The sequence below is a fragment of the Croceicoccus marinus genome (assembly GCF_001661675.2).
GTDB classification, from domain to species: domain Bacteria; phylum Pseudomonadota; class Alphaproteobacteria; order Sphingomonadales; family Sphingomonadaceae; genus Croceicoccus; species Croceicoccus marinus.
The window spans coordinates 233,742-256,703 of sequence record NZ_CP019602.1 but is presented as its reverse complement, the minus strand read 5'-3'; the positions used below and the strand labels follow the sequence as shown (position 1 = coordinate 256,703).

At 65.2% G+C, this 22,962-nt stretch carries 24 protein-coding genes and 1 tRNA gene; 11 read left to right on the top strand and 14 right to left on the bottom strand.

The window, feature by feature from the left end:
* The first annotated feature begins 63 nt into the window (after window positions 1–63).
* The 3 genes from rplK (at window position 64) to A9D14_RS01300 (ending at window position 2,961) form a co-directional block, all read left to right on the top strand.
* Window positions 64–495 (top strand): 50S ribosomal protein L11, encoded by a 432-nt coding sequence (gene rplK, locus A9D14_RS01310; RefSeq protein ID WP_066842299.1) that lies wholly within the window; start codon window positions 64–66, stop codon window positions 493–495.
* A 4-nt stretch (window positions 496–499) separates the two neighbouring features.
* Window positions 500–1,198 carry a 50S ribosomal protein L1 gene (rplA, locus tag A9D14_RS01305; RefSeq protein WP_066842295.1) on the top strand — a complete coding sequence of 233 codons (699 nt, stop codon included), beginning with the start codon at window positions 500–502 and terminating at the stop codon, window positions 1,196–1,198.
* Between the two features lie 200 nt (window positions 1,199–1,398).
* Window positions 1,399–2,961, top strand: a complete 1,563-nt coding sequence (locus A9D14_RS01300) for a DUF1570 domain-containing protein (protein WP_087910439.1) — start codon at window positions 1,399–1,401, stop codon at window positions 2,959–2,961.
* Here A9D14_RS01300 and A9D14_RS01295 read toward each other — a convergent pair.
* The 3 genes from A9D14_RS01295 to secE all read right to left on the bottom strand — a co-directional run bounded on the left by A9D14_RS01295 (window position 2,947) and on the right by secE (window position 4,626).
* The gene (locus tag A9D14_RS01295) at window positions 2,947–3,732 is read right to left on the bottom strand and encodes a competence/damage-inducible protein A (RefSeq protein WP_066842291.1); all 786 of its coding nucleotides are present in this window, start codon (window positions 3,730–3,732) and stop codon (window positions 2,947–2,949) included. The genes A9D14_RS01300 and A9D14_RS01295 overlap by 15 nt on opposite strands.
* Before the next feature lie 57 nt (window positions 3,733–3,789).
* The gene (nusG, locus tag A9D14_RS01290; RefSeq protein ID WP_066842285.1) at window positions 3,790–4,326 is read right to left on the bottom strand and encodes a transcription termination/antitermination protein NusG; all 537 of its coding nucleotides are present in this window, start codon (window positions 4,324–4,326) and stop codon (window positions 3,790–3,792) included.
* Between the two features lie 63 nt (window positions 4,327–4,389).
* Window positions 4,390–4,626 (bottom strand): preprotein translocase subunit SecE, encoded by a 237-nt coding sequence (gene secE / locus A9D14_RS01285; RefSeq protein WP_066842284.1) that lies wholly within the window; start codon window positions 4,624–4,626, stop codon window positions 4,390–4,392.
* 307 nt (window positions 4,627–4,933) lie between these two features.
* Here secE and A9D14_RS01280 point away from each other — a divergent pair, with 307 nt between their 5' ends.
* Window positions 4,934–6,451, top strand: coding sequence for an alanine/glycine:cation symporter family protein (locus A9D14_RS01280; RefSeq protein ID WP_066842283.1), 1,518 nt, complete (start codon window positions 4,934–4,936; stop codon window positions 6,449–6,451).
* A 243-nt stretch (window positions 6,452–6,694) separates the two neighbouring features.
* Here A9D14_RS01280 and A9D14_RS01275 read toward each other — a convergent pair.
* Window positions 6,695–6,770, bottom strand: a tRNA-Trp gene (locus tag A9D14_RS01275).
* A gap of 107 nt (window positions 6,771–6,877) precedes the next feature.
* Here A9D14_RS01275 and aat point away from each other — a divergent pair.
* Entirely contained in the window at window positions 6,878–7,618 is a 741-nt protein-coding gene (gene aat / locus A9D14_RS01270; protein WP_198302032.1) for a leucyl/phenylalanyl-tRNA--protein transferase, read from the top strand.
* Here the strand turns inward: aat and A9D14_RS01265 are convergent.
* From A9D14_RS01265 to A9D14_RS01250, 4 genes are all read right to left on the bottom strand, one after another.
* Complete coding sequence (locus A9D14_RS01265; protein WP_232468693.1) at window positions 7,549–8,100, bottom strand: DUF2155 domain-containing protein; 552 nt, start codon at window positions 8,098–8,100, stop codon at window positions 7,549–7,551. The two genes, aat and A9D14_RS01265, sit on opposite strands and share 70 nt — an antisense overlap.
* A 5-nt stretch (window positions 8,101–8,105) precedes the next feature.
* Window positions 8,106–8,504 (bottom strand): NADH:ubiquinone oxidoreductase subunit NDUFA12, encoded by a 399-nt coding sequence (locus A9D14_RS01260; protein WP_066842282.1) that lies wholly within the window; start codon window positions 8,502–8,504, stop codon window positions 8,106–8,108.
* 77 nt (window positions 8,505–8,581) lie between these two features.
* On the bottom strand, window positions 8,582–9,103 hold the full coding sequence (locus tag A9D14_RS01255) for a DUF192 domain-containing protein (protein ID WP_066842280.1): 522 nt from the start codon (window positions 9,101–9,103) through the stop codon (window positions 8,582–8,584).
* On the bottom strand, window positions 9,104–9,685 hold the full coding sequence (locus A9D14_RS01250) for a regulatory protein RecX (protein WP_066842278.1): 582 nt from the start codon (window positions 9,683–9,685) through the stop codon (window positions 9,104–9,106). It lies immediately after the preceding gene.
* A 289-nt stretch (window positions 9,686–9,974) separates the two neighbouring features.
* On the opposite strand from A9D14_RS01250, the gene A9D14_RS01245 reads away from it, so the two are divergent.
* Window positions 9,975–11,741, top strand: a complete 1,767-nt coding sequence (locus A9D14_RS01245) for a fatty acyl-AMP ligase (protein ID WP_232468691.1) — start codon at window positions 9,975–9,977, stop codon at window positions 11,739–11,741.
* A 42-nt stretch (window positions 11,742–11,783) separates the two neighbouring features.
* On the opposite strand, the gene A9D14_RS01240 is transcribed toward A9D14_RS01245, so the two are convergent.
* Entirely contained in the window at window positions 11,784–13,370 is a 1,587-nt protein-coding gene (locus tag A9D14_RS01240; RefSeq protein ID WP_066842274.1) for a DUF389 domain-containing protein, read from the bottom strand.
* A gap of 105 nt (window positions 13,371–13,475) precedes the next feature.
* Between A9D14_RS01240 and A9D14_RS01235 the strand changes: the two genes are divergently transcribed.
* The gene (locus tag A9D14_RS01235; RefSeq protein WP_083987504.1) at window positions 13,476–15,329 is read left to right on the top strand and encodes a glycoside hydrolase family 15 protein; all 1,854 of its coding nucleotides are present in this window, start codon (window positions 13,476–13,478) and stop codon (window positions 15,327–15,329) included.
* Between the two features lie 38 nt (window positions 15,330–15,367).
* Here the strand turns inward: A9D14_RS01235 and A9D14_RS01230 are convergent, their stop codons facing one another.
* Entirely contained in the window at window positions 15,368–15,499 is a 132-nt protein-coding gene (locus A9D14_RS01230; protein ID WP_083987502.1) for an entericidin A/B family lipoprotein, read from the bottom strand.
* 178 nt (window positions 15,500–15,677) lie between these two features.
* Between A9D14_RS01230 and A9D14_RS01225 the strand changes: the two genes are divergently transcribed.
* The 4 genes from A9D14_RS01225 to A9D14_RS01210 all read left to right on the top strand — a co-directional run bounded on the left by A9D14_RS01225 (window position 15,678) and on the right by A9D14_RS01210 (window position 19,390).
* Complete coding sequence (locus A9D14_RS01225; RefSeq protein WP_066847852.1) at window positions 15,678–16,793, top strand: transporter substrate-binding domain-containing protein; 1,116 nt, start codon at window positions 15,678–15,680, stop codon at window positions 16,791–16,793.
* Between the two features lie 104 nt (window positions 16,794–16,897).
* Window positions 16,898–18,112, top strand: coding sequence for a toxic anion resistance protein (locus A9D14_RS01220; protein ID WP_066847849.1), 1,215 nt, complete (start codon window positions 16,898–16,900; stop codon window positions 18,110–18,112).
* 10 nt (window positions 18,113–18,122) lie between these two features.
* On the top strand, window positions 18,123–19,067 hold the full coding sequence (locus tag A9D14_RS01215; protein ID WP_066842272.1) for a hypothetical protein: 945 nt from the start codon (window positions 18,123–18,125) through the stop codon (window positions 19,065–19,067).
* Between the two features lie 26 nt (window positions 19,068–19,093).
* On the top strand, window positions 19,094–19,390 hold the full coding sequence (locus A9D14_RS01210; protein ID WP_066842270.1) for a polyhydroxyalkanoic acid system family protein: 297 nt from the start codon (window positions 19,094–19,096) through the stop codon (window positions 19,388–19,390).
* Here A9D14_RS01210 and A9D14_RS01205 read toward each other — a convergent pair.
* Genes A9D14_RS01205 through A9D14_RS01190 form a run of 4 tightly spaced genes read right to left on the bottom strand, consistent with a single transcriptional unit; the run spans window position 19,387 to window position 22,945 of the window.
* A complete protein-coding gene (locus tag A9D14_RS01205; protein WP_066842268.1) occupies window positions 19,387–19,827 on the bottom strand; it encodes a DUF2721 domain-containing protein in 441 nt (146 codons plus the stop codon). The two genes, A9D14_RS01210 and A9D14_RS01205, sit on opposite strands and share 4 nt — an antisense overlap.
* A gap of 42 nt (window positions 19,828–19,869) precedes the next feature.
* Window positions 19,870–20,673 carry a class I mannose-6-phosphate isomerase gene (locus A9D14_RS01200; RefSeq protein WP_066847846.1) on the bottom strand — a complete coding sequence of 268 codons (804 nt, stop codon included), beginning with the start codon at window positions 20,671–20,673 and terminating at the stop codon, window positions 19,870–19,872.
* Between the two features lie 52 nt (window positions 20,674–20,725).
* Window positions 20,726–21,763, bottom strand: coding sequence for a mannose-1-phosphate guanylyltransferase (locus tag A9D14_RS01195; RefSeq protein ID WP_066842264.1), 1,038 nt, complete (start codon window positions 21,761–21,763; stop codon window positions 20,726–20,728).
* Window positions 21,764–21,772: 9 nt separating this feature from the next.
* Complete coding sequence (locus A9D14_RS01190) at window positions 21,773–22,945, bottom strand: glycoside hydrolase family 130 protein (protein ID WP_083987500.1); 1,173 nt, start codon at window positions 22,943–22,945, stop codon at window positions 21,773–21,775.
* Between the last annotated feature and the right edge of the window lie 17 nt (window positions 22,946–22,962).

Sequence of the window (22,962 nt, the reverse complement as noted above, 5' to 3'; positions counted from 1 at the left end):
CTGACCGCTTAACATGAGGGCCTGCGCCAACGCGCGCCCGACAGTGTGAAAAGGAGTGGCCCCATGGCCAAGAAGATCGAAGGCTATATCAAGCTGCAGGTGCCCGCGGGCGCTGCAAACCCCTCGCCGCCCATCGGCCCCGCACTGGGCCAGCGCGGCGTGAACATCATGGAATTCTGCAAGGCGTTCAATGCCGCCACGCAGGAAATGGAAAAGGGCATGCCGATCCCGACGGTCATCACCGTCTTCGCGGATCGCTCGTTCACCTTCACCACCAAGACCCCGCCGGCATCCTACCTTCTTAAGAAGGCCGCCAAGCTGAAGTCGGGCTCGAAGGAGCCGGGCAAGATCTCGGCCGGAACCATCGCGCGCAGCGACGTCCAGGCGATCGCCGAGCAGAAGATGGCCGACCTGAACGCGAACGATATCGACCAGGCCATGAAGATCATCGAGGGCAGCGCCCGTTCGATGGGCCTCGAAGTGGTGGAGGGCTGAACCGATGGCAAAGCAGACCAAGAAGCAGAAGATGCTGGCCGAGAAGCTGGACGCGGAAAAGCTGTACGGCTTTGACGAAGCGCTGCAGACGCTGCGCGACCTGCAGACCGCCAAGTTCGACCAGACGCTGGAAGTCGCCATGAACCTGGGCGTCGATCCGCGGCACGCCGACCAGCAGGTCCGCGGCATGGTGTCGCTGCCCGCAGGCACCGGCAAGACCGTCAAGGTCGCCGTGTTCGCCCGCGGCGACAACGCCGACAAGGCGCTGGAAGCCGGTGCCGACAAGGTCGGCGCCGAGGACCTGATGGAAGACATGCAGGCAGGCAACCTGGACTATGACCGCGTGATCGCGACCCCCGACATGATGGGCGTCGTGGGCCGCCTCGGCAAGGTGCTGGGCCCCAAGGGCCTGATGCCGAACCCGAAGCTGGGCACCGTGACCCCCAACGTGGCGCAGGCCGTGAAGGACGCCAAGGGCGGCCAGGTCCAGTACCGCGTTGAAAAAGCCGGCATCATCCACTCGGGCATCGGCAAGCTGTCGTTCTCCGACGACGACCTCAAGGCGAACTTCAACGCCTTCGTCGACGCCGTGATCAAGGCGAAGCCGTCGGGCGCCAAGGGCAAGTATGTCCAGAAGATCTCGGTCTCGTCCTCGATGGGCCCGGGCCTCAAGATCGACACCGCCGAGGTGCAGGGCGCCTGATCGCCCGATCACCGCCGAACCGGTACAAGAGCCGGGAAGCCACGCGCTTCCCGGCTTTTTTGTTGCCGCCCCGCTTCCTGCCGCCCTCCTTCCTTCCTCCGCTTCCTGCCCATTTGGGGTTCTTGTCAATTTCGTAATTCTGCGGCCATAAACCGGTCCGTAGTGCCGTGACGGGGGTCTCGGCCATCGGGGGGAAAGTCATGGTGCGCTTCTGGGTCGCTGCGCTGATTTCGCTTTTGCTGGCAACGCCTGTGCAGGCTCGCTGGCTGCAGGCGGAAAGCGAACATTTCGTCATCTATGCCGAAGAGAGCGAGGCGGATCTGCAGCATTTCGCGGAGATGCTGGAACGCTATCACTTCGCCATGGAGACGCTGACGGGCAAGCACACCGAGACGCCCAGCCCCTCCAACCGGGTCACGATCTTCGTGATGGGCAGCGAGCGCGAGGTTCGCAAAGCCTATGGCGGCAACGACCGCTACGTCGCCGGTTTCTATGTTCCCAATGCAGGCATGTCGCGCGCCTTCGTTCCGCCGCTGCGCCGCACCAGCGGCGAGCCCGACTTCTCGCAGACCGTGCTGCTCCACGAATATGCCCACCATTTCCTGATCTCGACCTCGCGCTTCGGGATGCCCCGCTGGCTGGGCGAAGGCCTGGCCGAATTCTTTGCCTCGACCAAGGTGCTGAAGGACGGATCGCTGCAGATCGGCCGGCCTGCCAACCATCGCGCCGGCGAACTGCAATATGCGGTCGAGGTGCCGATCCGGCAATTGCTGGACCCCGCCCTCTATGACCAGAAGAAGGGGCGCTTCTACGACAATTTCTATGGACGAAGCTGGACCCTCGTCCATTATCTGTGGTTCTCCGACGAGCGGAAAGGCCAGCTCAACGCCTATTGGAAGGCCGTGGCCTCCGGCACCCCGACGCTGCTGGCGGCTGAGCAGGTGTTCGGCGATCTCGACACGCTCGACAAGGACCTCGACGCCTATCTGCGCAGCCGCCGGATGCTGACCTATCGCCTTACGCCCGACATGCTGCCCATCCGCCCGGTTCGCATCTTCGGTGTCGGAGAGGGCATGGACAAGATGCTTCCGATCATCGCCCATTCGCAAAGCGGCGTCTCGCGCGAAGAAGCGCTGGAACTGCTGCCCAAGGCGCGCGAGGTCGCCGCGCGCTTTCCCGCCGATGCGCGCGTGCTGGCGGGCCAAGCCGAAGCCGAAGTCGACGCGGGCTATTACGACGAGGCGATCGCCGTCGCCGACCGCGCCATCGCCATCGATGGCACCGTGGCGAACGCCCATCTGCAAAAGGCCCTGGCGCTATACCGCAAGGCAGGCGACGCGGCCGATCAGGATGCGGCCTATGGGCTGGCGATCCGTGCCTTCGGGGGATTGAACAAGCTGGATTACGACAATCCCCTGCCACTTATCTATCTCTATCGCAGCTATGCGGATCGCGGCCTTGAACCCAGCGAGCATGCGCAGCACGCGCTGGTCCGCGCCACTCAGCTGGCGCCCTTCGACCAGGACCTGTCGATGACGCTGGCCTTCATGTACGCCCAGACCGGAGAGATCGAGATGGCGCGTTACACATTCGCCCCCGTTGCGGCGGATCCGCACGGCGGCCCCCGCGCGGAAATCGCCCGCCGCTCGGTCGAGGAGCTGGCGGACGCCGCCGAAGGAAGCCCATTCCGATTCTCATTCTTCGACGAGGAAAAGGAGACGGAAACCGCCGCGGCAAGCGATCCGGCTTCAGGGACGGAATGAAGGCGCCCCCCGGGGGGGGTCCGGCGTGAACTCGCGCCCCATCTCGCCCAGTCCTTCGCACAGCGTATGGACGCAGCTGGCCAGCTGGTCGGCGTCGGTCGAGCGGATCACGAAGTTCGCGCCGGATCGGCCTTCGCGGAAGAACGGATAGCTGCCGATCTGCACGCCCTCGTGCGCCTGCTCGACTTCGCGCAGAAGTTCGGCGACCTCGCTCTCCGCGATCCAGCAGCCGACGGTTTCGGACAGCACCGGATCGCCGCCCTCCAGCGTGCCGGTCAGCGCATCCAGCATGCCCGCGGTGATGTTGGGCACCCCGGCCATCAGGAAAACATTGCCGATGCGGATGCCCGGCGCGCCCGAATAGCGGTTGGGAATCAGGTGCGCCCCTTCGGGCGTGCGCGCCATGCGCATCCGCGCATCGTTCAGCCCGCCGCGCGTGTCGTAATAGGCTTCCAGAAGGGCGCGCGCCTCCGGGTGGACGATCACGTCGACGCCCATCGCTGCGGCAACGGCATCGACGGTGATGTCGTCGTGCGTGGGGCCGATACCGCCGGTGGTGAACAGGTAATCGTTGCGCCGCCGCAGGGCATTCACCGCCTCGACGATCGCAGTCTGGTCGTCGGGCACCACGCGCACCTCGGCAAGGCGGATGCCCTGCACCTGCAGCCAGCTGGCCACCTGCGCGATATTCTTGTCATGCGTGCGGCCCGACAGGATCTCGTCGCCGATGACGACGAGGGCTGCGGTCCAGATCTTGTTGCGTTCACCCATGGCCAGTGGCTTAGCGCGCGATCGACGCCGGTGCCACCGCCAGTTTCGGGGCGGCGCTTACTTGACCAGCTCGACCTGTTCGAAGTCCAGCTCGACCGGGGTCGCGCGCCCGAAGATCGAGACCGAGACCTTGACCTTGCTCTTGTCGAAATCGAGCTCTTCCACCACGCCGTTGAAGCTGGCGAACGGGCCGTCCAGCACCTTGACCGAATCGCCGATCTCGTAATCGACGCTGATCTCGCGCTTGGGGGCGGCGGCAGCCTCGTCGCGGGCGCCGAAATAGCGGGCGGCCTCGCGGTCGGAAATCGGCTGCGGCTTGTTGTTCGCACCCAGAAAGCCGGTCACCTTGGGCGTGTTCTTGATCAGGTGATAGACGTCGTCGTTCATCGCCAGCTTGGCCAGCACATAGCCGGGCATGGTCTTGCGCTCGGACTGCACCTTCTTGCCGCGCTTCACCTCGGTGACGGTTTCCGAAGGGACTTCCACCGCCTCGACCAGCGCTTCCAGGCCGGTGCGCTCGGCCTCGGAGAGGATCGCTTCCTTCACCTTGTTCTCGAAACCCGAATAGGCGTGGATGATGTACCAGCGAGCCATTGGTCTTCCTTCAAATCCGTTGTGCGGCGCGCCATGGCCGCGAAATCACTTGGCTTGTCGAGATCAGGCGAGCGTCAGCAGCCAGCGCATCACCGCGCCGAACAGCGAATCGATCCCCAGAAAGAACAGCGACAGGATCAGCATCATGATGCCGACGAAGATCGACGTCTGCACCGTCTCGGCCCAGCTGGGCCAGACGACCTTGGAACCCTCGGCGCGGACCTGGCGAATGAACTCGCCGGGAGAGGTCTTGCGCTTCTTCGCGGGCTCTGCGGGCTTTGCCACGGGTGTTTTGGCCATGCCTTCTTTTCCAAATCCTGTTGTTCTTAAACCCTGTCGGCAGGGCCCTTTCGCCATCGGCTCATCGCCGCGCCGACCGGGGGTCGGAGACAGCTTTGACAATTCCCGATGACTGGAAACACCGCGCACATAGCCCCGCCGGCCCCGTCGTGCAAGAGCATCCGCAGGGCACGCATCGCGGCAGCTGGCACGAAACCGGTGGCCGATGGCGATTGCGGCTGGCCATCGCGCGGAGCAACAGGTAGCCGTTGCAACTAATTTGTCATGGCGGACCTGTTTTTACAGCGGACTGGGGAAACTCCTAACTATGAGCGCAGAGGCAGCGCCTTCGGGCCTGATCGATCAAGTCACCAATGTCTCGGACTTCATCTGGGGCGGCACATGGGACGGGGCCGAAGTCATCCCCGTTCCGCCGATGGTGATCATGTTGCTGGGCATCGGCCTCTACATCATGATCGGCCTGCGCTTCTATCCGATCCTCAAGCTGGGCAGCGCCTTCGCGGGCCTGTTCTCCAGCCGCAAGAGCAAGGGCGCGGGTGAGATCAGCCCCTTTGCCGCGCTGTCGACCGCCCTGTCGGGTCAGGTCGGCACCGGCAATCTGGCGGGCGTCGCGACCGCGATCGCGCTGGGCGGGCCGGGCGCGGTGTTCTGGATGTGGATCACCGCGCTGATCGGCATGGCGCTGGGCTTTGCCGAGGGTTCGCTGGCCATCCGCTACCGCGAGAAGACGCCCGAGGGTAACTGGCGCGGCGGCCCGATGAGCTACATCACGCAGGGCCTGGGCCCCAAGTGGACGTGGCTGGCGGTGATCTTCGCGATTGGCACGCTGTTCTCGGGCCTCGTCACCGGCAATTCGATCCAGTCGAACGAAGTGGCCAGTGGCCTCAACGAACTGTTCGGGATCGAACGCTGGCTGGGCGGGCTGATCGTCGCCATCGCCGTGTTCGTCGTCATCATCGGCGGCATCAAGTCGATCGGCTCCATCGCCGAGAAGGTCGTGCCCTTCATGGCGGTATGCTACATCATCATGGCGGTCATCGCGATCATCATCAATATCGCGGACATCCCCGAAACCTTCAGCCGCATCTTTGCGGGCGCCTTCTCGGCCCAGTCGGCCAGCGGCGGTTTCGCGGGCGCGGCAATCATCATGGCGATGCGCGCGGGCGTGGCGCGCGGCCTGTTCTCGAACGAGAGCGGGCAGGGTTCGACCCCGATCGCCCACGCCGTCGCGCAGACTGACGATCCGCAGCTGCAGGGCCGCATGGCGATGATGGGCACCTTCATCGACACGATCATCATCTGCACCATGACGGCACTGGTGATCCTGACCGTCGAGGGCCCCTTCACCCATAATGGCGAGGCTGTGCGCCATGTCTGGCAGTCGGACCTGGGCACCACGGCGCAATCGGGGTTCGTGACCACCAGCGCGGCCTTTGCCGCCGCCTTCCCGGTGCTGATCGGCAATATCCCGCTGGGCACGCTGGTCGCGTCGGTGGCGCTGATCCTGTTCGTGTTCACCACGCTTCTGACCTGGAGCTATTACGGCGAGCGCGCGATCACCTTCCTCTACGACCGGCTCCCCGGTTCGAACGCGCGGGGTGAGAAGGTGCTGCACATCATCTGGCGGGTGCTGTGGTGCATCGCGATCTGGTTTTCCGCGACGCAGCCTTCGCAGCTGGTCTGGCGCCTTGGCGACATCTCGAACGCCACCATGGCGCTGCCCAACCTGATCGCGCTGGCCGCGCTGTCGGGCGTGGTATTCGCCCTGTCGAGGGGCGACAGGACCGCGGGCAAGGATTTCGCGGTCGAGACGCGCGAGGACTGACAGCCTGATCGAAACTGGCGGCCTGATGGAAAACGGGCCGATCCAGGACCCGAAAAAAAATGCAGGGCCGCGGGAACGATATCGCGGCCCTGATGTTTTCCATCTCGAAGACCGCGCCGCCTCCCTGGCTTCACGTCAAAGAACGCGCGGTCGATACCCCCCTACAGAGCCGGTTATTGCCATGCGGGACCGCACCGCGACCAAAAGGTCGCTGCGGATCATTTCACCGTGTCTGGAAGGAAATGGCAGGGGTGACAGGATTCGAACCCGTGGCCCTCGGTTTTGGAGACCGATGCTCTACCAGCTGAGCTACACCCCTGCAGGAAGCTGGCCCTCTATAGCGAAGTGACGCCGCTGACAAGCAGTCGTTTGGCCTTTTGCATCAAGCGGTGACAGCGGCGCGATCTGGCGGCATGATGCCCCGCGATGAGCAACCGCAGCCGACCCGAAGACGCGCAGGACGTGATCGATCCGGAACTGCTGATGCTGGCCTATCGCAGCGGCATCTTCCCCATGGCCGAATCGCGCGACGACGCCGAGGTAATGTGGATCGAACCGCGCGAACGGGCGATCATCCCGCTCGATGGCCTGCATGTCTCCCGCTCGCTGGCCAAGGTGCTGCGATCCGGCCGCTTCACCGTCACCTGCAACACCGCCTTTGCCGAAGTCGTGGAAGCCTGCGCCGCCCCGCGCCGCCCCAGCCGGATCGACGATGGCACCGAAAGCTGGATCAGCCACCGCATCGCGGCCAGCTACCGCCTCCTCCACCGCATGGGCAGCGCCCATTCCATCGAATGCTGGACCGGCGACGGCGGCAGCCGCGAACTGGTCGGCGGGCTGTACGGCGTTGGCTTCGGCCGCGTGTTCTGCGGCGAATCGATGTTCAGCTTTGTCAGCGATGCGTCGAAAGTGGCTTTATGCTGGCTTGTCGCCGCGATGAAGGCATCGCGGCTGGAACTGCTGGACTGCCAGTTCATGACCCCGCATCTTTCCACGATGGGGGCCGTCGCCATGCAGCAGTCGGAATATCTGCACCTGCTGGAAAAGGCGCTGCGCCCGACCAGGGAGGCCAGCTTCGCCAGCCTGCCCGACGGATTTCACTCGCTGTCTTCGGGTGCTTCCTCGCCGGGGAAGCTCATCGCGCAGTCCTTGACCCAGACGTCATAGATCGGGTGCTCGACCACGTTGAGCGAAGGGCTGTTCAGGAACAGCCAGCCCGAGAAGATCCGCCGGAAACCCGCGTCCTCGCCCCGCCCCGGATCGCGCACCGCGACCTGCACGAAGGCGCCTGTCTCGGGATCGGGATCCCATGGCGGGCGGCGCTCGCAGCTTGCCAGCCGGATCAGCACGTCGTCGACGATCGTCTCTTCACCCGGCTTCAGTTCGACGTCGACCGTCAGATTGTTGCGCTTGTTCAGCAGGCCCAGCGTGGCGACACGCTCTTCCATCGGCGTGCCTTGGGGAACGTCCTCGCCCTCTGCCTCGTCTTCATCGGCTGCGATCGTCTCGTTCTCGGCCTGCGCGGCGATGGCGGGCGCTTCCTCGGCAGAACCACTCGTCTCCTCGGCAGGGGGCGCAGCCTCATCCTCGCCGAACATGCCGCATGCCGCCAGCGCCATCAGGCTGGCGGCGGCGGCCAGCGAACGCACGGAAATCACTGGTCCGGCGACCAGGCTTCGTAATCGCCGGTCGCGCGGGCGCGCACGCCGCCCTTTTCCAGCGCGCCCGACGGACGATAGGCGCCCATCGTGCCGGTGGCGTTCGGCGTATAATCCACTTCCCAGATGCGCGGCGGTGGAAGGTTGCTTTCGGGCACGTCATCGCCCGACCCGTGCAGCCAGCCATGCCATTCGGCAGGCACGCGGCTGGCATCGTTCGACCCCGAATAGATCACCCAGCGCCGCTCGTTCCCCTGGGCATTTTTCTTGCGCCCGCGGAAATAGCGATTGCCCTGCGCGTCCTGGCCGACTTCCTCGCCATGACGCCAGCTATCGATCAGGGTGCCGATGGTGGCGCCGTCCCACCAGGTGAAGATCTTCATGAGAATGTTCATCGCGCCATTCCGTTAGCGCGGGCCGCTGCGCACCGCAACGCCCGAAGCGCGGGGCTGCACCGTAAACCGCCCACCGATCAGCCGGCAGGCTCGCTCCACACCACGCTGTCGCCGGGTTTCAGCCCCAGTTCCGCGGCGCGTCCGCCCGCGATTTCCAGCACCGCGATCACCGGACCCTGCGATTCGATGGAATCGAGCGAATAGGGAACCGCGTTCGCGGCAATGCTCTCGATCGTCGAATCGGGCGCGATGAAGATCAGGTCCAGCGGGATCACCGTGTTCTTCATGTAGAAGCTGCGCGGCGCGGGCGGAGAGCCGGGGTTCATGATCTTGTTGGGAAAGATCATGCCCTCGTTCGGGCCCAGTTCCGTGCGGAACATCAGCCCCTTCATCTCGGCCTGCGGCGTGGTCGTGTATTCGACCTGGAAATCGATGTCCCTGCCGCCGCTGGTGATGGTCAGCGGCACGATCGGCAAACCCGATTCGGGGTGGACCGCGGCCGTTTCGGCGACGGCCGTGCTGGCAGGGGTCTCCGCCTGGGTGCAGGCCGACGCGCCCAGCGCCAGCGAAAGCGCGATAATCCCGGTGCGAAGCGACATTCAGAAATCCTCGTCCATCATGCCCGCCCAGGCGAGCGCGGATTGCCGATCCGCCGCATCGACCAATTCGCGCGCGCTGTCCAGTGGATGGCCCGCGCGGATCATCGCGGCGATCTGCTTTTCGCGCAGCGCCCTGTCGCCGGGCGGCACGCCATCGGGGCCGAACGGACCGAACCGCCGCTTGCGCGCCAGGCGCAGCGCCGCCTGCCGCGCCTCGCCGTCCGCGACCTCGTGCCGGTCGTCGGGCGCCACGCCCGCCGCGTCCAGCGCGGCATGGATGCGCCGCGCGCCATAGCCGCGCCGCAGCAGCCCGCCCTGCCGCACGCGGGCATATTCCTCGTCATTGACATATCCGCTGCGGACGAAGCGTTCGACCAGCGCAGCAATATCGGGCTGCGGCTCGTCATCGTTCCAGCCGCGCTCGCGCAGCTTGCGCCGGCAATAGCGCTCCAGCCCCTTCGCCGTCGTCGCGAATCGCGCGACATAATGCAGCGCCAGCTCCTCCAGCCGCGCCGGATCGAGCGGCTTCACCACCCTTGCGCGGCGATTAGTTCGTGGATAAGGGCCCGCATCCTCTGTCATACCGCCTTAATCGTGCCACACTCCCGTAACAATGGGAACGGCCCGCGATCCAGGTCGACAAGAGGTTAATGTCAGGCTGTCACGGGTTGCGCAGATAGGGAGCAGGACGAAGCATGCCGCTTTCGACGCGTCGTTCAGCAGTCGATGCGCACCGGACCGTTGCCGCACGGCGTGCAGCGGTGGTGCTTCATTCGGCATTCAGCCCCCGATCCGCTAGGCAGCGGACTTCACTCCGATCAGGCCGCGGGCTTGCCGGACATTTTGCATGAACGGGAAAAGCAACACTATCATGACGCAGACCCCCGAACGGGCCGAGGATCTCGTCCCCACACCGAACGAAGACGCACTCGAACGCCGCTTCGCCGATTTCGGCACCTTTGCCGAGGCGCTGGATTATGCCGCGCGCGGCAAGCGCGGGCTGAACTTCCACGATGCGCGCGGCCGGCTGGTGCGGGCCTATCCGTTCGCGGAATTGCGCGATGATGCGGTCAGGGCCGCGTGGCGCCTGATCGCCGCCGGGATCGAGCCCGGCGACCGCATCGCGCTGATCGCCGAGACCGGCACCGATTTCGCGGCGCTGTTCTGTGGGGCGGTCTATGCCGGGGCATGGCCGGTGCCGCTTCCGCTGCCCACCAGCTTCGGCGGCAAGGAAAGCTATATCGACCAGCTGGCGGTACAGCTCGCCAGTTCCGATCCCAAGGTGCTGTTCTATCCCGCCGAGATCGCCACCATGGCCGAAGCCGCCTGTGCGCGGCAAGGGTGCCAGGGAATCGACTGGACCAGCTTCGCAGCGCGCGAAGCGGCAGAGGTCGCGCTGCCCGAAGTGTCGAGCGACGACATCTGCTATCTGCAATATTCCAGCGGCTCGACCCGTTTCCCGCACGGCGTGGCCGTCACGCACAAGGCGCTGCTGAACAATCTTGCGGGGCACTCGCACGGCATGGCCGTGGGGCCCAACGACCGCTGCATCAGCTGGCTGCCGTGGTATCACGACATGGGTCTCGTCGGCTGCTTCCTGTCGCTGATCGCGAACCAGGTCTCGGGCGACTATCTCAAGACCGAGGATTTTGCCCGCCGCCCGCTCGCATGGCTCGACCTGATCAGCCGCAACGAGGGCAATTCGATCAGCTATTCGCCGACCTTCGGCTATGACATCTGCGCGCGCCGCATTTCCAGCCAGTCGAACGTGGCCGAACGCTTCGACCTCTCGCGCTGGCGGCTGGCGGGCAATGGCGCGGACATGATCCGGCCCGACGTGATGCAGAACTTCGTCGATGCCTTTGCCGACGCCGGGTTCAAGGCCAATGCCTTCACGCCCAGCTATGGCCTGGCCGAAGCGACGCTGGCCGTCACCATCATGCCGCCCGGCGAAGGCATCAAGGTCGAACTGGTCGAGGAAGAGCGCCTGTCGGGCGTGCCGCGCGACCTGTCGCGCCCGGCCCGCTACCGCGCCATCGTCAATTGCGGCAAGGCCGTGCGCGACATGGAAGTCGTGATCTGCGGCGAGGACGGGCACAAGCTGGGCGACCACATGATCGGCAAGGTCTGGTGCCGCGGCCCCAGCGTGATGCACAGCTATTTCCGCGACCCCGAGGCGACCGAGGCATGCCTGGTCCCCGGCGACGACGGCAAGGGCGCATGGCTGGATACCGGCGACATGGGATACATGGTGAACGGCTATCTGTTCATCGTCGGCCGCGCCAAGGACATGATCATCATCAATGGCAAGAACCATTGGCCGCAGGACATCGAATGGGCGGTGGAACAGCTTCCCGGTTTCCACCAGGGCGACATCGCCGCCTTCGCGATCCAGGCCGACAATGGCGAGGAAGTGCCCGCCGTGCTGGTGCATTGCCGCGTTTCCGACCCGGTCGAGCGCGTACGCCTTCATGACGAGATCCGCGACAAGGTCCGCGCCATCACCGGGATGAACTGCGTCGTCGAACTGGTCCCGCCGCGCACCCTGCCGCGCACCAGCTCGGGCAAGCTCAGCCGCGCAAAGGCAAAGAAGCTCTATCTGGCGGGCGAGATCGAACCCTACCAGCTGGCCGCCTGAACGGGTCGGGCCGCTTGCCCGCCGGGCGGCCCGAACGAACGCTTACGGCGTTTCGCGGGGCTCTACGTCCTCCTCGCGCGGAAGGTCCACCGCCGGCGTATCGGGTGGCGCCCAGCGCAGGCGGACGCGGCCCGGCGAGCCGCCCTCCTTCGGAACCGTAGCCAGCCCGTTCGCGGCCAGAAGACGCCGCACCTGCAGCACATCGTCGTCGCTACCCGTCACTTCGATGGGCGCGGCGATGCGCGTTCCTGCCCATTCGACCAGCTCGATCGAACGCTGCCCTTCGGCGTCGGGCCCATCTTCGGTCACGGTGATCTCGGGCAGTGTGCGGGCCGGCGGGACCAGCGTGATCGACCAGTCGGGCACGCGCCGCGCGATCCGCTGCTCAAGCTCGCGATAGGCGAGCAGTTCCGCGCCATCCAGCGGGGCGGCATTGACCAGAGCGCGGCGATTGTCGCGATCGACCAGCACATCGTCCTCCGCCACCCCGGCGACCAGCGCCAGAAGCTCGACCAGGTCGCGGATCTCGCGGTCGGTCGCTTCCTGCGCCTGCGCCCGCGCCGCCGCCAGCTGCGCTTCCTCGGCGGCGGTGGCGCTGGTGCCGACCTTGAACTGCTCGATCGACACGGCCACCGGCTCGCCCAGGAAGCGCGCCAGCCGCCGCTGCACCAGTTCCTGCGCGCGCGGCGCGATCTCGGGCGTCAGTACGGTGGCGACCACGCCGACCGGCTGCCCTTCAAATTCGATTTCGATCGACGATACGCGGGCGTTATCGGGAAAATTGTCGGATATTGCCGCACTCGTCTGGCGACTGAACAGCGCTTCCTTGCGGATCTGGTTGAGTGACAGCCCCAGCGGTACGGCCAGCCCCATGAAGGCGGCAATCACGATGATGTCCTGAAACCGCGTCTGGTTATGCGTCAGATTGGTCCGGAAACCGTAGAGCCGCGCCATCACGGTCGCGGTCAGCGCGATGGTGATGAGGTTGGTGACATACAGCAGCAGCGCGCCCGAAAACACCGTCCAGTTGAAGGTGGCAAGACCGAACCCGACGACGGCCAGCGGCGGCATCAGGGCGGTGGCGATCGCCACGCCGACGACCGTACCCTCGCGCCCGCGGATCATCGCATAGGCTCCCGCCAGTGCCGAGAACAGCGCCACGAACAGGTCGAACAGATTGGGCCGCGTGCGCGCCGCGATCTCCTCGGTCACGGTCTGGATCGGCGACAGCGCCACGATCAGCGCGGTAAAGCCGATCGAGATCACCGTCCCGATCGCCAGCGCCTTGGCGGACTTGCGGAGCCAGCCGAAATCGCCCGTCGCCAGGCTGAAACCCAGCCCGATGATTGGACCCATCAACGGCGACAGCAGCATCGCGCCGATCACCACGGCCGGAGAGGACAGCAGCAGGCCCAGCACCGCGATCCCCGCCGACATCGCCAGCATGAACAGATAGCGGGCCGAAATCACGGCTTCCTCGCGCCGCTGCTCGATCACGTCGGCCTGATTAACACTGGCGCATACCGAATGCCGCCACCACAGCCGCCAGGACAGCAGCAGGTCGGTGAAACTGTCGCCTCTGCGAATGGCCTTTTCGTGCACGGGGGCGCTTGCTGTCGTTTCTGTCATAGGCGGCTGATTGCTACGGTTTTTCCACGCTGTCGAGACGCCCGCCCTTAACATTCCCTAGCTTTGCCCTTCACAGCAGCATTCTGAAGGTTAGAAACCGCCGGGATGAACGATCCGAATCATGTGACCGCCGCCGTTTCGCAATCCCGGCCCGCTTCGCCGCGAGCGACGGCTTCCCTCGACCTGTGGCCGATCGGCAATTGCCAATGTTCCGCGCTGATCGATACCGAGGGGACCTTTACCTGGGCCTGCCTGCCGCGGGTCGATGGCGACCCGGTGTTCTGCTCGCTGGTCGATCACGGCAAGGAGGACGGCGAGGATCGCGGCTTCTGGTCGATCGCGCTCGAAGGGGGGCGCGTCGTCGGGCAGTCCTATCTGCGCAACACACCGATCCTGAAGACCAGCTTCGCCGATGACGACGGCAATGCCTTCGACGTCTACGACTTCTGCCCGCGCTTCAAGCGGAAGGGGCGTATGTACCGCCCGGTCGCCTTCGTGCGGATCGTCCGGCCCGTCTCTGGCTCCCCCCGCATGCGGATGGCACTGCGCCCGGCCTGCGATTACGGCAACACTTCGCCCCAGCGCAGCTTCGGCTCCAGCCATGTCTCGTTCCGCATGCCCGCAATGGCGATGCGGCTCACCACCGACGCGCCGGTCGGGCTGGTGCAGCAGGAAAGCGCCTTCCGCCTGGAAAAGGACCTGCATTTCTTCTTCGGCCCGGACGAAAGCTTTTCCGAGGCTATCGACACCGGCATCGGCGACATGCTCGCCCGCACAACCGACGAATGGCAGCATTGGGTCCGCGGCCTCGCCATTCCGTTCGAATGGCAGGATGCGGTCATCCGCGCCGCCATCGGGCTGAAGCTTTGCCAGCATGAGGATACGGGCGCGATCGTCGCCGCCCTGACGACTTCCATTCCCGAACATGCCCATTCGGGGCGCAACTGGGATTACCGCTATTGCTGGATCCGCGATGCCTATTACACGGTGCAGGCGCTGAACCGGATCGGCGCGCTCGACGTGCTGGAAAGCTATCTCGAATATCTGCGCAATATCGTCGACAACGCGCAGGGCGGCCATATCCAGCCGCTCTATGACGTGCGCGGCAATGGCGAATTGCTCGAGTGGGAGGCGGCGGGCCTTGCCGGCTATCGCGGCATGGGTCCGGTTCGCGTGGGCAATGACGCGTGGCGGCAGGTGCAGCACGACGCCTATGGCCAGATCATCCTCTCCTCCGCGCAGGCCTTCGCCGATCAGCGGCTGCTGCGCATGTCGGGGATCGAGGATTTCCACTCGCTCGAACGCGTCGGAGAGCGCGCACTTAAGGTCTGGTCCACGCCCGATGCCGGGCTGTGGGAACTGCGCAATTCCACCCACATCCACACCTATTCCGCGGCGATGTGCTGGGCGGCGGCGGATCGGCTGGCCCATGCGGCGCAGGCGCTGGGGCTTAAGGAGCGCGAGGAATACTGGATGACCCATGCTTCCCGCGTGCAGGAAGCGATCCTGAAGGCGGCCTGGAACGAGAAGACGGGCGCCATCGCGGCCACCTTCGGCGGCGACCAGCGCGACGCCAGCCTGCTGCAGCTGCTCGACCTGCGCTTCATCGCCAAGGACGATCCCAAGTTCCATTCGACGCTGGCGGTGCTGGAAAAGGCGCTGCGGCGCGGCGATCACATGCTGCGCTATGACAGCGAGGACGATTTCGGCCTGCCGCACACCGCCTTCAACGTCTGCACCTTCTGGCTGATCGAAGCGCTGCACCATACCGGCCGCGGCGAGGAAGCGCGCGAACTGTTCGAGGCGATGCTCGACCGCCGCACCGGCGCCGGCATGCTGAGCGAGGACATCGACCCGCACAGCCTTGAGCTGTGGGGCAATTATCCGCAGACCTATTCACTGGTCGGCATCATCAATTGCGCGGTGATGCTGACGAAAAGCTGGAACGAATACCGCTAGCTCGGCCGGGCGGGGTTGGTCCCTGCCGGGGCGGGCGATCAGTTGATCGCTTGCTCGCCCGCGCGGCCGACCGAGCTGATATCCTCGCCCAGCCCCTTGACCGTATTGCATGCGCCAAGCGCCAGCAGGTTTGCGGTCATGGCGGCGGCGATGATGGTCTTGCGCAGCATTGTGTGTATCCTGAAGGGATTGTCGGACCGGGCCGATTGCCGAAAGCCGTTCTATGACTCCGAAGGCCGGATCGCACAAGGATGGCAGCGCGCTTGCGAACAGGCGATGAACGTCTGTCCGCCCGCACGGATTCGCGGGGGCTTTCCTTTCCGTCCCCGCCCCGCCATGTTGGTGGCCATGACGATGAAGCGCCCGTTCGCCCGCCTCCTCGCCGCCCTGGCAATGCTCTTCCTGTTCGGCGCTCCGACTGCCCGCGCGCAGGACAGCGCCAGGGCCGCCCCCACGACTACCGGCGGCGGCACGATGTCGATCGCCACCCGCGTCGCGCCGCCCTTCGCGATGAAGGGCCCGGACGGCGAATGGGACGGTCTTGCCATCGACCTGTGGCGCGATGTCGCCGCGAAAAGCGGCTATGAGTATCGTTTCGTCGAGGCCGAACTGACCGACATGATCGGCGGCCTGGAAAGCGGCGAATACGACGCCAGCGTCGGCGCGCTGACCATCACCGCCGACCGCGAACAGCAGGTCGATTTCACCCACCCCTTCTACTCGACCGGCTTCGGCATCGCCGTGCCCGACCGCGGGCCGAACTGGCTGTCGCTGCTGGGAAATTTCTTCAGCATGAACTTCCTGATGGGGTTGCTGCCGCTGATTGCCGTGCTCGCGTTCGTGGGCCTGCTGTTCTGGCTGGCCGAACGCCGGCATAACGAGGAAGAGTTCCCCAGGGATGTTCGCGGCCTGGGTTCGGGGTTCTGGTTTTCCGCCGTCACCATGACCACCGTGGGCTATGGCGACAAGGCGCCGCGCAGCCCGGCGGGCAAGATCGTCGCGCTGATCTGGATGTTCACCGCGCTGATCATCACCTCGACCTTCACCGGCATGCTGGCTTCCTCGCTGACGGCGGGGCAGCTTGGGGGCGACATCACCGGGCCTTCCGACCTGACCGACAAGCAGGTCGGCGTGATCGGCGGATCGGCGGCGGAACAATGGCTGGCAGAAAAGGGCATCGCGCCCGATGTCAGCTTCACGGAGCTGTCCGAAGGCATGGCCGCCGTGTCGGAGGGCGAGATCGACGCCTTCGTCCATGACGACCCGCTGCTGCGCTATGCCCGCACGCAGGGCATGGCCGAGGATGTGCGCCTGCTGCAGGGGACCTATGGCCGACAGGAATACGGCATCGCCTTGCCGCCGCAAAGCCGGCTGCGCGAAGGGATCAACCGCTCGCTGCTGGATTATGTCGAAAGCGACGACTGGCAGGCCGACCTGACTCGCGCATTGGGCAGCGACGGCTGAACGCCCGCCCGATCACTGCGCTTTCTTGAAACGACTGTCTTACGCTGCTAATACACTAATCTAATCGGGTCGCCGCAGGGCACCGGACAACTTTCAGGATGACGATGGCAGACCAGACCGTACCCACCGCAACCGCCACCGAGAACGAGCTTTCGCTCGAGGCGCCCAGCCCCGTTCCCGACGTGAAGCCCGAAAAGGCCGCGGGCCTCGTGCCCGTCAGCGAACAGGTGAAATCGAAGCTGGACGCCAAGGTCGAAAGCTTTGTCGAGGATCTGATTTCCGCCGATGCCAATTCGCCCGAATTCGGCAAGAAGGTCGACCAGCTGACCAACATGGGCCGCAAGGAAATCGTGGCGGCGGCTGGCCAGTCGAACCGCTTCCTCGACCGCCCGGTACGCGCGATGGACAAGGATACCGGCGTGGGCACCGACCTGGCCGAACTGCGCCGCACCGTGGAGGAGCTGGATCCCGGCCGCCAGGGCAAGCTGTCGGGCCCGCGCAAGATTCTGGGCATCATTCCGTTCGGCAACAAGCTGAAGAACTACTTCGACAGCTACACCAGCGCCCAGTCGCACATCCAGTCGATCCTCACCCGCCTCGCCAGCGGCAAGGACGAGCTGCTGATGGACAATGCCGCCATCGATACCGAGCGGGCCAAGCTGTGGGAAGCGATGGGCAATCTGGAACAGATGATCCACATCTCCAAGGCTCTTGACCGCGAGCTTGAGAATGCCGCGAACGAACTCGACATTTCCGACCCGGCCAAGGCCAAGGCGATCCGCGAGACGGCGCTGTTCTACACGCGCCAGCGCACGCAGGACCTGCTGACGCAGATGGCGGTATCGGTGCAGGGCTATCTCGCGCTCGACCTGGTCAAGAAGAACAATATCGAGCTGGTGAAGGGCGTCGACCGCGCCAGCACCACCACCGTGTCGGCATTGCGCACCGCGGTGACCGTGGCGCAGGCGATGACCAACCAGAAGCTGGTGCTGGGCCAGATCACCGCGCTCAACACCACGACCGCGGGCATCATCGATTCGACCAGCACGCTGCTGAAGCAGCAGACCGGATCGATCCACGAACAGGCCGCGTCCAGCACGATTCCGCTGGAAACGCTGCAGCGCGCGTTCCAGAACATCTATGACACGATGGACACGATCGACAATTTCAAGGTCAAGGCGCTCGATTCGATGAAGCAGACCGTCGATACCTTGTCGGACGAGGTGGAACGCTCGCGCGGCTATATCGCGCGGGCCGAAGGCGCCAATCGCGCGGCCGCCGAAATCCAGCAGTCCGACCTGCTGAGCATCGAGGGCTGAGGCGAGGCGCATGGCCGACAGCACGCACGAATCCGACCGGATCATGGCTTCTGCCAAGTCCAGCCTGACGCATCAGCGCGCGGGCGGTCGGCGCGTGGGCGGCAAATCGATCGGGAAGGGTTCGGCCAGGATCAAGCGCAAGCACCTGACCGGCAAGCTGCTGCGCCTCGCGGTGGCACTGGCGGTGATCGTGATCGCGTCGATGGCCTTCGGCGCCTTCGTATCGGCGCTGGGGTTCGAGGGGCTGTTCGTCACCGTCCTGCTGATGATCGTGGCCGCCTTCGTGTTCCTGCGTTTTCCGCGCATCAAGATGCCCCGGCGCGAGGATCTGACCAAAGGCGACCTGAAGCAGACCGTCAACCGGACGGAACTGTGGCTGGAAGCGCAGCGCCCCGCGCTGCCCGCGCCCGCGGTGCAGCTGATCGACCATATCGGCAGCCAACTCGACGGGCTGGGCGTGCAGCTGACCGGCCTGGACGAGAATACGCCCGCCGCGGTCGAGGTGCGCAAGCTGGTGGGCGAACATCTGCCGCAAATGGTCGCAAGCTATACCGCGATCCCGTCGCACCTGCGCCGCGAAGCGCGCGCGGGCGGTACGCCCGACGTGCAGTTGGTGGACGGATTGCAGCGTATCAGCGCCGAAATCGACACCGTCACCCGCCAGCTGGCCGAAGGCGCATTGGACGAGCTGGCAATCCGCAGCCGCTATCTCGATTACCGCTATGGCGCGCCGGACATGCCGCTGGGCGAGGTGTCGGCGCAGGATGCCGCCCTACCGCCGCCCGGCGCGGCCGATGTCGCCCTGCCCCGCCCCGACCGTGACAGCGCCGATCTGGACAGCGCCGATCTGGACAGGCCCGATCTGGACAGGCCCGATCTCGATAGGCCCGATCTCGATAGGGGCGTGCCGCTGGATTTCGACAACAGCCCGCTGCCTTCGCGCAGCAAGCGCTGACCCTTCTGCAAGAGAGACCCTAGACCATGCGCGTAGCCGTACCCCATTCGCTCGACCGTGCCGAAGTGCGCCGCCGTCTCGACACGCGCCGCGGCGACATGACGGATTTCGTGCCGGGCGGCCTCGCCCAGATCGAAACCTCGTGGCAGAGCGACGACCGTATGTTGATGATAATCCGCGCCATGGGCCAGGAACTGACCGGCCACGTCGATGTCGAAGATACGCAGGTGGTGTTCGAAATCGACCTGCCGCCCGCCCTGTCCTTCGTCGAACCGATGATCAGCGGCACGCTGGAAGACAAGGGCCGCAAGCTGCTGAGCTAAAGCTTGCGGTGGCTCTCCAGCAGCTGCGCGGGGATGCGCAGCGTGCTTGACGCCAGCCGCGCCTCGGACAGGAAGGTGACCAGCGCGATCATCAGCAGCATCAGCGCGAACAGGAAGAACACCCCGTCCAGCCAGCCCAGATGCGCCCAGTAATAGGTGGTGAGGAAGATCGACAGCACCGTCAGCCCGATCATCAGGGCAGACACCACCAACAGCAGCATCGCGCGATTGATCATGGCGATCCGCTGATCGACCGACCGGATCTCGCGCACGACCTCGTCATGTTCGGATCCTTCGGTTTCCTTGTACTTGACCTGCAACGCGCGCGCGCGATCCACCACCCGGCCCAGCCGGCCAGCCAGCAGGTTGAGGATGTTGCCGATCGCGACCAGTACGAACACGGGCGCAAGGGCGAGCTGGATGGTCTCCGCTATCATGGCGGCGAATGTAGTCCGGACGCGCCCTTGCGCAAGATGCGATCAGACGGGGCGCGCAATCAGGCAGCAGCCGTCCTGTGGAAACTCGACCGAAGCGATGTCGTCCGCCAGCGCGCATTGTCCGGGGTGGACCTGTTCGCCGCCGACCGTCACGGGATTGTCGCGCGGAATGACCAGCAGCCGGCCGGCGTAATCCGCCGCCGTGCCGGTGTCCGGCGGTCCGTCCAGCCGGTCTAGGATGAAGAACGGCCCATCCACCAGACGAAAGCTGCCGCGATCGGGCACATGGCGGGAAAGCGCCGGGTCATAGGGCTCGCCCTTGGCGACGGCCATGCCGTCTTCCAGATGCAGTTCGCGCGGGCGGCCATAATCGTACAGGCGATAGGTGATGTCGGAGTTCTGCTGGACCTCGATCAGGCTGACACCCGCGCCGATCGCGTGCACCGTATTGGCGGGGATATAGAAGAAATCGCCCGCCTTGACTTCGTGCCAGACCATCAGATCCTCGATCGATCCGTCGAGGGCGGCGGCTCGCATTGCATCCGCGTCGATATCGTCGGCGAAGCCCACACCCAGCGTCGCGCCCGGATCGGCATCGATCACATACCAGCACTCGGACTTGCCCTGCCGGCCCTTGCCCATCGCCTCGGCCTGGTCGTCGTCGGGGTGCGTCTGGATCGACAGCTTTTCGCATGTGAAGATATATTTGACGAGCAACTCGCCCAGCTGCTCGGGCGGCTCGAACCAGATCTCGCCAATGCGCTTGCCTTCGGGCGCCGAGAACGGCGCGGGCAGCGTATCCCGGCCCCACACCTTCTCGACCTCACGCGTGGGCAGAATAGCCATCGCCGCAACCTTCATCATTGCCGCCGACATCGTGCCGGCCCGTTATCATTGTCTATTGCCGTGCCGCGCCTTGCAGCTTGCCGACCTTTTGCGCGCCCGCCGCGGTGGTCACCAGCACTTCGTCACCATCGACCACTACGACCACGTCGTCCAGCCCGATCGCCGACACGCGCGGTCCGTCGGTCTCGACATAGACATTGCTGCAATCGACCAGCTCGGCGCGCCCGTTGACGGTGTTGCCCTCGCCGTCGCGCAGCAGCGCATCGCGCAGGCTGGTCCAGCTTCCGATGTCGGACCAGCCCATGCTGGCGGGCACCACGGCGGCGCGGGTCGTGTTTTCCATGACCGCGTAATCGACCGATTCCGATTCGATCTCGGCAAAGGCATCGGCATCGGGATGGAAACGTCGGCCTTCTTCCCGGCCCATCTCGGCAGCCTTGCGCGCGGCGGCAGCGATTGACGGGCGGTGGGCTTCCAGCTCTTCCATGAAGCGATCCGCGCGGAACGCGAACAGCCCGCCGTTCCAGCTATAGCCGCCATCGGCCAGGAACTCGCGTGCCCGGTCAAGGTCGGGCTTCTCGACGAAACGCTCGACCTGATAGGCGCCGGGGCCGATCGGCTCGCCGCGCTTGATATAGCCATAGCCCGTCTCGGGCGCGGTGGCGGTAATGCCGAAGGCGACCAGCCAGCCATCGTCCGCAAGCGCGGCCGCCTGCCTGGCCGAGCGCTCGAAAGCCTGCACGTCGGCGATGTGGTGGTCCGACGGGCACACCAGCATCACGCTGTCCGGCGCGAGCCGGCAGGCCGCCATCGCGATTGCCGCGGCCGTGTTGCGGGCCATCGGCTCGACGATGATGCCCGCACCCGGCAGGTCGCCCAGCTGGTCGTCGACATGGGCAAGGTGGCTTTCGCCCGTCACCACGATGGGGGGAAGGAAGCTGCCCGCATCGGCGCAGCGTTGCAGCGTCGCCTCGAACAGAGTCGTCTCGCCGATCAGCGGCAGGAAGGGCTTCGGAAAGCTCTTGCGCGATCGCGGCCACAGCCGCGTGCCGCTGCCACCGCACAGCACGACAGGAACCATTTTTGCCATTGCGGGGCGTTACTCCATCATCGCCAGCAGGTCTTCGACAGAACAGCTGGCGAAGCCCACCGCGCTGTCCGATATACCGTAAGGAATCAACATGCTGCCGCCCAGTTTCAAGGCCCCGCAAGTATATACCACGTTCGGCACATAGCCCGACCTGTCGTCGTCCTCTGCGGCCAGAACCGGTGCGGGGCTGCGCGCCAGTACCTTGGAAGGGTCGTCGCGGTCCAGCAGGGCGCATCCCAGCGAATATTTGCGCATCGCCCCGACCCCATGGGTGAACAGCAGCCACCCCTCGTCGGTAAGGATCGGGCTACCGCAATTGCCTATCTGGATGAATTCCCAGGGATATTTCGGGCCCATCAGCTTTTCGCCGTCATCGTCCCAGGTGACGAGATCGTCGGAGTAGATCAGGAACAGGTTCTTGCCGTCCTGCCGCCCGACCATCGCATAGCGGCCGCCGATCTTCTGCGGAAACAGCGCCATGCCCTTGTTGCGGCCCGCCTTGCCCAGGATCGGCTCCAGCGTGAAGCTGCGGAAATCGCGGGTGCGCAGCAGTTCCGACCGGATCGAACGGCCCGAATAGGCGGTGTAGGTGCCGATCCATTCATAGTCGCCGTCGCCGTGGTCGAACCGGACCAGGCGCAGATCCTCCAGCCCTCCCGCCTGCTGCTCGGTAATCGGGAAGATCACCGTGTTGGACAGGCTGCTTTCGGGATGACGATGCACCTGCACCGCGCCGTCGCCTTCCGGCGGGATATCGGCCGAATTGGCGGCGGTCGCGAAGCTCGACTGCGGCCAGAGGCGGAACGTGCCGTCCGATTCCATGATCCCCTCGCGAAAGGCGATCGAGCTGATGTGCCCCTCGCCCACGGCGCGCAGGCTCATCACGAAGCGGCAGGCATCGTCGTTCATCCCGCTCTGGTCCGGATGCGGGACGATCGACGGGTTCATCAGCGCGGCTGCGGCATAGGTATATTCGTGGCAGAAATAGCTGCCGATCAGCTTCTTGCGCAGTTCGGAATAGTTCTCCGGGTCAAGTTCCAGCGTTTCCTCGACCTCGGCATAGCGCTCGAGGAACATCTGCTCCGTCTGCCAGTGCCGCTCGAGGAAATCGTGGCAGACATGCGCATACTCCGCCTCGACCGCTTCTTCGGAGAGGCTGGCAATGTCATCGATCAGCTTCATGGCGCGATTGCCGTCGG

What these genes read in the sequence shown, in the direction of transcription:
- secE (WP_066842284.1), bottom strand. Translation starts at nt 4,626, where the DNA reads ATGGCCAAAACACCCGTGGCAAAGCCCGCAGAGCCCGCGAAGAAGCGC.
- A9D14_RS01210 (WP_066842270.1), top strand. Translation starts at nt 19,094, where the DNA reads ATGCGCGTAGCCGTACCCCATTCGCTCGACCGTGCCGAAGTGCGCCGC.
- A9D14_RS01220 (WP_066847849.1), top strand. Translation starts at nt 16,898, where the DNA reads ATGGCAGACCAGACCGTACCCACCGCAACCGCCACCGAGAACGAGCTT.
- A9D14_RS01195 (WP_066842264.1), bottom strand. Translation starts at nt 21,763, where the DNA reads ATGGCAAAAATGGTTCCTGTCGTGCTGTGCGGTGGCAGCGGCACGCGG.
- A9D14_RS01295 (WP_066842291.1), bottom strand. Translation starts at nt 3,732, where the DNA reads ATGGGTGAACGCAACAAGATCTGGACCGCAGCCCTCGTCGTCATCGGC.
- aat (WP_198302032.1), top strand. Translation starts at nt 6,878, where the DNA reads ATGAGCAACCGCAGCCGACCCGAAGACGCGCAGGACGTGATCGATCCG.
- A9D14_RS01240 (WP_066842274.1), bottom strand. Translation starts at nt 13,370, where the DNA reads ATGACAGAAACGACAGCAAGCGCCCCCGTGCACGAAAAGGCCATTCGC.
- A9D14_RS01235 (WP_083987504.1), top strand. Translation starts at nt 13,476, where the DNA reads ATGAACGATCCGAATCATGTGACCGCCGCCGTTTCGCAATCCCGGCCC.
- A9D14_RS01200 (WP_066847846.1), bottom strand. Translation starts at nt 20,673, where the DNA reads ATGGCTATTCTGCCCACGCGTGAGGTCGAGAAGGTGTGGGGCCGGGAT.
- A9D14_RS01245 (WP_232468691.1), top strand. Translation starts at nt 9,975, where the DNA reads ATGACGCAGACCCCCGAACGGGCCGAGGATCTCGTCCCCACACCGAAC.
- A9D14_RS01205 (WP_066842268.1), bottom strand. Translation starts at nt 19,827, where the DNA reads ATGATAGCGGAGACCATCCAGCTCGCCCTTGCGCCCGTGTTCGTACTG.
- A9D14_RS01255 (WP_066842280.1), bottom strand. Translation starts at nt 9,103, where the DNA reads ATGTCGCTTCGCACCGGGATTATCGCGCTTTCGCTGGCGCTGGGCGCG.
- rplK (WP_066842299.1), top strand. Translation starts at nt 64, where the DNA reads ATGGCCAAGAAGATCGAAGGCTATATCAAGCTGCAGGTGCCCGCGGGC.
- A9D14_RS01225 (WP_066847852.1), top strand. Translation starts at nt 15,678, where the DNA reads ATGACGATGAAGCGCCCGTTCGCCCGCCTCCTCGCCGCCCTGGCAATG.
- rplA (WP_066842295.1), top strand. Translation starts at nt 500, where the DNA reads ATGGCAAAGCAGACCAAGAAGCAGAAGATGCTGGCCGAGAAGCTGGAC.
- A9D14_RS01230 (WP_083987502.1), bottom strand. Translation starts at nt 15,499, where the DNA reads ATGCTGCGCAAGACCATCATCGCCGCCGCCATGACCGCAAACCTGCTG.
- nusG (WP_066842285.1), bottom strand. Translation starts at nt 4,326, where the DNA reads ATGGCTCGCTGGTACATCATCCACGCCTATTCGGGTTTCGAGAACAAG.
- A9D14_RS01300 (WP_087910439.1), top strand. Translation starts at nt 1,399, where the DNA reads ATGGTGCGCTTCTGGGTCGCTGCGCTGATTTCGCTTTTGCTGGCAACG.
- A9D14_RS01215 (WP_066842272.1), top strand. Translation starts at nt 18,123, where the DNA reads ATGGCCGACAGCACGCACGAATCCGACCGGATCATGGCTTCTGCCAAG.
- A9D14_RS01190 (WP_083987500.1), bottom strand. Translation starts at nt 22,945, where the DNA reads ATGAAGCTGATCGATGACATTGCCAGCCTCTCCGAAGAAGCGGTCGAG.
- A9D14_RS01260 (WP_066842282.1), bottom strand. Translation starts at nt 8,504, where the DNA reads ATGAACATTCTCATGAAGATCTTCACCTGGTGGGACGGCGCCACCATC.
- A9D14_RS01280 (WP_066842283.1), top strand. Translation starts at nt 4,934, where the DNA reads ATGAGCGCAGAGGCAGCGCCTTCGGGCCTGATCGATCAAGTCACCAAT.
- A9D14_RS01250 (WP_066842278.1), bottom strand. Translation starts at nt 9,685, where the DNA reads ATGACAGAGGATGCGGGCCCTTATCCACGAACTAATCGCCGCGCAAGG.